This is a genomic window from Zooshikella ganghwensis DSM 15267 (assembly GCF_000428585.1).
Classification (GTDB): Bacteria; Pseudomonadota; Gammaproteobacteria; order Pseudomonadales; family Zooshikellaceae; genus Zooshikella; species Zooshikella ganghwensis.
This window is the reverse complement of sequence record NZ_AUAF01000047.1, coordinates 24994-31137: the sequence shown is the minus strand read 5'-3', so window position 1 is coordinate 31137 and position 6144 is coordinate 24994. Positions and strand designations below refer to the sequence as shown.

Annotated in this window: 11 protein-coding genes; 6 read left to right on the top strand and 5 right to left on the bottom strand. The window is 38.2% G+C overall.

The window, feature by feature from the left end:
• From F607_RS34625 to F607_RS0112175, 5 genes are all read left to right on the top strand, one after another.
• The coding region (locus F607_RS34625) for a hypothetical protein (protein ID WP_027708316.1) at positions 1–243 on the top strand (243 nt) is incomplete at its 5' end.
• Between the two features lie 67 nt (positions 244–310).
• Positions 311–667: a hypothetical protein gene (locus F607_RS0112195; protein WP_027708315.1), complete on the top strand. Its 357-nt coding sequence runs from the start codon at positions 311–313 to the stop codon at positions 665–667.
• A 572-nt stretch (positions 668–1239) separates the two neighbouring features.
• A complete protein-coding gene (locus F607_RS0112190; RefSeq protein ID WP_027708314.1) occupies positions 1240–1473 on the top strand; it encodes a hypothetical protein in 234 nt (77 codons plus the stop codon).
• A gap of 259 nt (positions 1474–1732) precedes the next feature.
• A complete protein-coding gene (locus F607_RS0112180; protein ID WP_027708312.1) occupies positions 1733–1984 on the top strand; it encodes a hypothetical protein in 252 nt (83 codons plus the stop codon).
• Between the two features lie 206 nt (positions 1985–2190).
• Complete coding sequence (locus tag F607_RS0112175; RefSeq protein WP_157365455.1) at positions 2191–2421, top strand: hypothetical protein; 231 nt, start codon at positions 2191–2193, stop codon at positions 2419–2421.
• A 161-nt stretch (positions 2422–2582) separates the two neighbouring features.
• Here F607_RS0112175 and F607_RS0112170 read toward each other — a convergent pair whose 3' ends face one another.
• Complete coding sequence (locus F607_RS0112170) at positions 2583–3164, bottom strand: recombinase family protein (RefSeq protein ID WP_027708310.1); 582 nt, start codon at positions 3162–3164, stop codon at positions 2583–2585.
• Between the two features lie 422 nt (positions 3165–3586).
• Here F607_RS0112170 and F607_RS0112165 point away from each other — a divergent pair, with 422 nt between their 5' ends.
• A complete protein-coding gene (locus F607_RS0112165) occupies positions 3587–3910 on the top strand; it encodes a hypothetical protein (protein WP_157365454.1) in 324 nt (107 codons plus the stop codon).
• 90 nt (positions 3911–4000) lie between these two features.
• Here F607_RS0112165 and F607_RS0112160 read toward each other — a convergent pair whose 3' ends face one another.
• The 4 genes from F607_RS0112160 to F607_RS0112145 all read right to left on the bottom strand — a co-directional run bounded on the left by F607_RS0112160 (position 4001) and on the right by F607_RS0112145 (position 5858).
• Positions 4001–4357, bottom strand: coding sequence for a hypothetical protein (locus tag F607_RS0112160; protein WP_027708308.1), 357 nt, complete (start codon positions 4355–4357; stop codon positions 4001–4003).
• A 9-nt stretch (positions 4358–4366) separates the two neighbouring features.
• Positions 4367–4996 (bottom strand): hypothetical protein, encoded by a 630-nt coding sequence (locus F607_RS0112155; protein ID WP_157365453.1) that lies wholly within the window; start codon positions 4994–4996, stop codon positions 4367–4369.
• A 118-nt stretch (positions 4997–5114) separates the two neighbouring features.
• A complete protein-coding gene (locus F607_RS0112150; RefSeq protein WP_027708306.1) occupies positions 5115–5336 on the bottom strand; it encodes a hypothetical protein in 222 nt (73 codons plus the stop codon).
• Between the two features lie 267 nt (positions 5337–5603).
• Positions 5604–5858, bottom strand: a complete 255-nt coding sequence (locus tag F607_RS0112145) for a type II toxin-antitoxin system Phd/YefM family antitoxin (protein WP_027708305.1) — start codon at positions 5856–5858, stop codon at positions 5604–5606.
• Positions 5859–6144: the final 286 nt, after the last annotated feature.

Sequence of the window (6144 nt, the reverse complement as noted above, 5' to 3'; positions counted from 1 at the left end):
CGCCTTGAAAACAAACAGCCCGGGTTGCCTGTTGGCTGTCTAACTGAACGTCTCAAAGTTGAAGCCCTGATAAAAACCGTACAAGAAATCGTAATGGCGGATGAACCACAAAAAGAGCTGATAGCTTTTACAAAGGCTTTAAAAAAAGTATTACCCGAGCGTAACTCGAAAAAACATTTGGCGGGTTTAGATCTTGGTAGGCAAGAGCCGACGCCTTCATTACAGCACCGAATGGCAGCTTGAATAAATATACAGCTTTGTCAACCTAAAAAAACTTCGGAATCGAGTAATAGTTAAATGAGGGAAGGAAATGGAAATTAATACAATTTTAGGAGTACTTGCAGGCTTAGGGGTTGGTAGCTTATTAAATACGTTAGTTAGCTATATTACGAGCCAAAAGTCGAAACAAAAAGACCGTAGATATGAGGAAAAGAAGACCGCTTATATTGGGTTACTCACAGCGTTACATGATGCTGCTGTAGCCCCTTCAGAAGCAAACTCAAAGGCATATGCATTATGGCAAACAAAGTGTCATATTTTTGGTTCTGGTGATGTAGCCAAATTTGCTCAAAGAATTGCAGACACAAATGAAGGTCCGAGAGATGCCCGCCATGAAGCATATGAGTCATTATTGAGAGCTATTCGGCAGGACTTATATAACACATAAAAAAGTTTGCAGTTTAAATAGATATGTTGCTGTATTGTTTATATTTGATTACTAAGTCTTTCTGCCTTGTAAGATTATCTCAAAGCTATCTTAGGGGTATGCACATTCTGCGGACCCTTTGCAATGGACCAAACCACAACAGATTGTTCCTAAAGAGCACAACATGAGTACGTTACTAGTTGTGATTATTCAGTGTTAGTTGTGGTGTTGATGGTCCATAGGTTGAGGACTTTTAGCAGTCTCAAAAAGTGATGTCTAGTGGTCTATATGTAAGTAACTAGGGTACACATTCTGTGCCTGAGAGTACCCACAATCTGGGTATCCTTTCCTAGCCACATTCTGGATATGAGCATTTTTGTTGTGTCCATTAGGGTATACCTCAAGCTTTCTATCTTATTTAAGAGTTGTACTGCAAGTGTTTTGTAGTGCCTAACTTTGTTCCCCTTTCAGCGTCACATAAAAGTATCTCAGAGGAAGCACAGGATGTGACTCATCCTTAGTTTATTACCGAAGACAAGTTCCTCCTTATGGCTATACTGAGTTAGGGATTAATTAAGCAAAGGGATATTGTTATGAGTACACTTTCAGATGATATATTGAGTATGGATATTCAACAGTTACTTGATGCTCAAGCTCAAAATATAAAGGTTGCAGTTGGTGGTCTTGCGGCTTTAGAAAATAATACAAAACAACAAAACGATGCTTATTCACACCAAACTTTAGTGGTATATGAAATACTTATTAAGTCTCTTGAGTTTCAAAATCATATCAATCAAAAACTTTTAGATGAAATAAAAAAGAACTAAATAGAGGTTATTTAAAAGTCACTGGGGCCATCCTATTGCCTGTGTCAAAGTTATTATCTCCTTTAGGCTCCTCAAGCTTTCTACCTGCTTCAGGGTTGTACTGTAGCTTTATTGTGGTGTCCAACTTGTTTCCCTTTTCAGCGTTACATAAAAGTATCTTAGAGGAAGCACAGGATGTGGTGCATCCTTGGTTTATTACTGAAGACAAGTTCCTCCTTATGGCTATACTGAGTTAGAGATTAATAAGGGATAGACGAAAATGGATAATGAAAAAATCAGGCAAGTGACAAGAACAGTACTCAAATCTCACGATAAAGATACAGAAGAATTCAAGAAGCGCATGGACGAAACGTTCGAAGAAGCTGACTCTAAAAGGAGAGAACCTCTAGAGGCTATGAAGGAAATTAAAGCTCTTATGCTTGAGCTGCGAAATGATGTAGGAATAGTGAAACAAGACATAAGCGATTTAAAGAGGATAGTCATCTCCTCCACCCCTTCAAGGCAGTCTTAGAGCTGCCTCAAGGCTTCCTCCCCCACAATCAGGGGACCAACCTCCTACTCACATTCTGAGTATGAACACTTTTTCCTCCGCACATTCTGCGTATGAGGGCTTCCTGTTTTAGGTCCTCTCAAAACTGAAGACAAGTTCCTCCTTATGGCTATACTGAGCTTGGGATTAATTAAATAGAGAAGCAGCTAATGAAAGGCATAAATGACATGACGAAGGAAGAAAAAGAATCTCTCACATTACAGGACATCCTCAATATACATACCCAAGAGATAGAAGAGTCTGCTACGTACATTAATAAGCAAGTGGAGGAAGCAATGGAAGGGTCCTCAAACTACCGCTCTGCTCTGCTTTCACGTGCAATGCTTGAAATTGCAACAACACAGTGTCTTATCAATCAAAGACTTTTAAATGAAATCCACAATTTAAAAAGCCTCTAAAAGTCACAAGGAGTGTCTTTATCACTCTTATCAAAAGCGTATTCCTCTTTAGGCGCTTCAAGCTTCCGGCCTGTCTCTGGGTTGTACTGCAGTTGTGCATTCTTATAGACTGGCCTCAAAGCTGTTTCTAGGCATCACTGGCGATAATTAAGCAGAGTTCACTAAGCAGTCTCAAGCTCTCCAAGCTCAACAAGGATGTCATACACTTTCTGTCTACTAATGTTGAACTGTTTGGCTACTTTAGCCTTGGGAATGCCTTTATCGACAGCAGCCTTGACCTTAACCTTTATCTCATCATCAATGATAGGCTTCCTGCCCATCTTAACGCCTCGCTCTATGGCAGCCTTACGACCTTCCTTAGTTCTCTCCAGTATTCTATCTCGTTCTGCTTGAGCTACTGCAGCAAGGATAGTGACAACCATTTTACCCATACGACCTTCAGTACTTATGCCATCATGAAGAAAGCGGACAGCAACCCCTCGGCTGTCTAGGTCCTCAATGATTCTTATCATGTCGTATGTGTTGCGTCCAAGTCTGTCTAGTTTGGTGATGAGTATTGTGTCTCCCTCTCTTACCTTCATCAGGAGATGTTGTAGACCTTCTCTATTGTCATCCTTACCAGAGGCTTTATCAGTGAAAAGGAAGTCTCTGTGCTGCTTAACGCCAGCCTCAAGGAGTGCTTTAACCTGTAATTCTAAGTCTTGTTGATGAGTTGATACACGTGCATATCCAAGGTAAGCCATGTTTGTTGTGTCCTTACATGTGTCCACTAAATAGAAAAATATACGAAAGTGTACATTAAGTATGTTATTCTTGATTTAATAGACAGCATATGATGTGCATTATTGAGTGTCAACTAAGTTATAAATTAATTGACATATTAAAAGTTGAAAGAGTAGTTAAGTGTTGCACTATTAAAGGTGGACACAATCAAAGTTTCTGCTGTTTTTAGAAGTTTTCTGAGCCGGTAGGGGGGGGATTTTTACGCTGCTGAATAATTAAAAAGGCACTTAGATTTTTCTGCCAAAATCATTCTTGAGCAAGAGGTGTTCCTGAGAACTTTTCTTGCCATGATATTGCGTTTAAACAATAACTTGAAATATGGTCTGTAGTTGCTAAGCAGTTGACATCCATGAATTATTTTAGCTTGAAAGAGTGGTCTATTATGGGTGATAAACTAAAAAATAAGCTAAAAAAGAAGAATAGTAATAAGAATAAGCAAATTGAAATAGAACCAATTGATACAATAGAGCCAGAGCCAAAGTATGTGAGTTCAATCCCAGTAGACCCTAACACAACTTCTGGTAGAAGCTTTCCTTTAAGGTTGACTGATATCGAAAAAGGACAACTACAGATACTAGCGGATAAATTACAAGAACTAGTACCAAATAAAAAAATTTCAAGGAGTAGGGTTTTAAGAGCATCAGTATATGTACAAGATAGTATTTCTCTTAAAAAGCTTGCACGTTCTATTGTAGATAATACTTAGTTTTTCGTTACTTTAGAATTAACGCTTTTAGATAATCTGTTAAGCCTCTCAAGCACTTATCTGGTTAAGGAGAGAGGCTCATTTTGTCAGCTAGAAGCCTAATATAAGGGTGTCTTTAAGATTTCTGTAGTGCATACCGAAGCCTGCATCTACAGAACACAGCTTATTCCCGTAAAGCTCCCCGCCAAACTCTCTTTTTAACTGCTGAAAAGAGTTGGTTGTACACTTCGTTAGCCAGCCTCTAACATTGGGGCCAGTAGGGATACACTTCATAAGGGCTGCAAAACGTCCTGAGTGATTAATGCAACTTTTATAGGAAGCTATTGCGTCTTCAGCAGCAACCATAAAGTTGTCATTAATTTTATGCTTATTCTTTAAGAAAAAATCATCACCAGTAATAACTGTAAGAATCTCAGCTACAAGTGTTTGTTGCTCTGGTGTAGGCATATATCGTCCTTAAAGTGTAGGTACAGTAGATTCAACTGAAGCAATGATTTTATGCAGCTCTTCTTGGGTGAAGTTTTTTGAGTCTATAGCTAAAACTTCATTTTCTAGCTTGTCATGAGTTATGTAGACAACTGAAAGCTTAGAGGAAACTGCTTCAAAGGCTTTCATAGGTCCTTTTTCATACATAAACAGCTTAGCATCGTCAAAAAGCATCATTTTAAATACAAATAATTCTGCTTTTTCTTTCTTTGTTATGTCCTTTAAAGCTTTACTGTCAGGCTTACTTTGAAAAGCTGTCTCAAAGAATTGCTTTATTTCCATTGAGTTTTGATTTTCTCTTAACTCAAACATCAAAGCCTTTTTATCAAATATAACAAATTGGGTTTTCTCGCTAGATACCCATCTTTGAATATCATTTTTAGGTAAATTTATTCTGAATGGACCAATCTCATAAGAGAGGCTTTTTTCATATTTGGCTTTAGGCCAGTCTGAAGATTGTGCCACAAGGTTGCATGTAGGGCGGTCCTTACATAAAGTCTCAACGCTTGGTAGCTTCTCTTCTTTGGCATCTACACTCTGTGCAGCTATTCCAGCTATAGACCAGCAAAGTAACGATGATAGAACTAGATGCTTTAACACTGATAGGTGCTCCATCCTTTGAATAACTTTGAGTGTTGAACCATAGCACAACAAGGGGGTGAGAGTACTTGAGCTACTTCTAATTATGTGGTCCAGTTAGCGTTAGATTTGAGTAAGGCTAGAGCAGTTCATAATTGTTTTCATCAGCTTCTAGCTTTTTATAGATAGCTTCAAGGAAGTAATCATGACGTGCCATCTTTTTGCGTTTTGATTCTTTAGCTATTACCTCTCTCACTGTATCAATTCGTTGTATAAGGCTTTGATTTATCCTTAACTGCTGTGTACGAGGTGTGTTTTCATCTGATAGGTTTGTGATTATTGGTTCTTTTCTATGCGCCATAGTTACACTTCATATTCATGTTGAAGTGAAAAATAATAACTGGCAAATAGTAAGACAGTAAGCGTAAAGTTTAAATTTTGAGGGTTGATTATAAATGCAAGTAATTGACTTGAAGCGGGGATATATTCAAATATGGAAGTAATCTAATGATAACCTTTAATGAAAGCAAAAGTTTACCAGAAAGTCTAATAATGCCAAAAATCAGACTTATTAACTCGTAAACCTAGATAGAGCAAAGATATCACAATGATATCTTTTAGTGTGACATTAATCAAAGTCTGCGGGTTTAGTACTTATTTCTAGTTTTGAAGCTTCAAAATCAAAGTCTTCATCTTCAGGCATCTTTAGTAAATCTAAGATACTTGGTTCTAGTTGAGTTAATTGCTCATAGTCGTCAATTGTTAAGAGTACGTGGGTTGGTTTGCCTTGCTCAGTAATAAAAACGGGACCAAACTGGGAAGCAGCCTTTGCCTCACTTGGGTTTTGGGTGAACTCATAGCTACTAAATGTTCGCTTCTGCATGTCTCTATTTCTCCCACATCAGGGCTTAATGGACATACTTTAGAGCAAGAGGGGGTCTATCTCCACTTCATTATAAAGTCCACAGGCTGTGAATGGTTGGTCCATTACATATTTAGGCAATATCTGACCTGTAGCCACTATCTAGCTGTGAGTCTAGTTAGAGCACTTTGATGGCACAAACAGAAGACAGTAGAAGACGAAAAAGGTTTGACAAGAAGTGTTCGAAACTGCTACAAAATTAGTTCGAGAGTTGCTACAAAGTTAGTTTGAATTAAGGATACTTTGA

What these genes read in the sequence shown, in the direction of transcription:
- F607_RS0112170 (WP_027708310.1), bottom strand. Translation starts at nt 3,164, where the DNA reads ATGGCTTACCTTGGATATGCACGTGTATCAACTCATCAACAAGACTTA.
- F607_RS0112175 (WP_157365455.1), top strand. Translation starts at nt 2,191, where the DNA reads ATGACGAAGGAAGAAAAAGAATCTCTCACATTACAGGACATCCTCAAT.
- F607_RS0112180 (WP_027708312.1), top strand. Translation starts at nt 1,733, where the DNA reads ATGGATAATGAAAAAATCAGGCAAGTGACAAGAACAGTACTCAAATCT.
- F607_RS0112145 (WP_027708305.1), bottom strand. Translation starts at nt 5,858, where the DNA reads ATGCAGAAGCGAACATTTAGTAGCTATGAGTTCACCCAAAACCCAAGT.
- F607_RS0112195 (WP_027708315.1), top strand. Translation starts at nt 311, where the DNA reads ATGGAAATTAATACAATTTTAGGAGTACTTGCAGGCTTAGGGGTTGGT.
- F607_RS0112160 (WP_027708308.1), bottom strand. Translation starts at nt 4,357, where the DNA reads ATGCCTACACCAGAGCAACAAACACTTGTAGCTGAGATTCTTACAGTT.
- F607_RS0112165 (WP_157365454.1), top strand. Translation starts at nt 3,587, where the DNA reads ATGGGTGATAAACTAAAAAATAAGCTAAAAAAGAAGAATAGTAATAAG.
- F607_RS0112190 (WP_027708314.1), top strand. Translation starts at nt 1,240, where the DNA reads ATGAGTACACTTTCAGATGATATATTGAGTATGGATATTCAACAGTTA.
- F607_RS0112150 (WP_027708306.1), bottom strand. Translation starts at nt 5,336, where the DNA reads ATGGCGCATAGAAAAGAACCAATAATCACAAACCTATCAGATGAAAAC.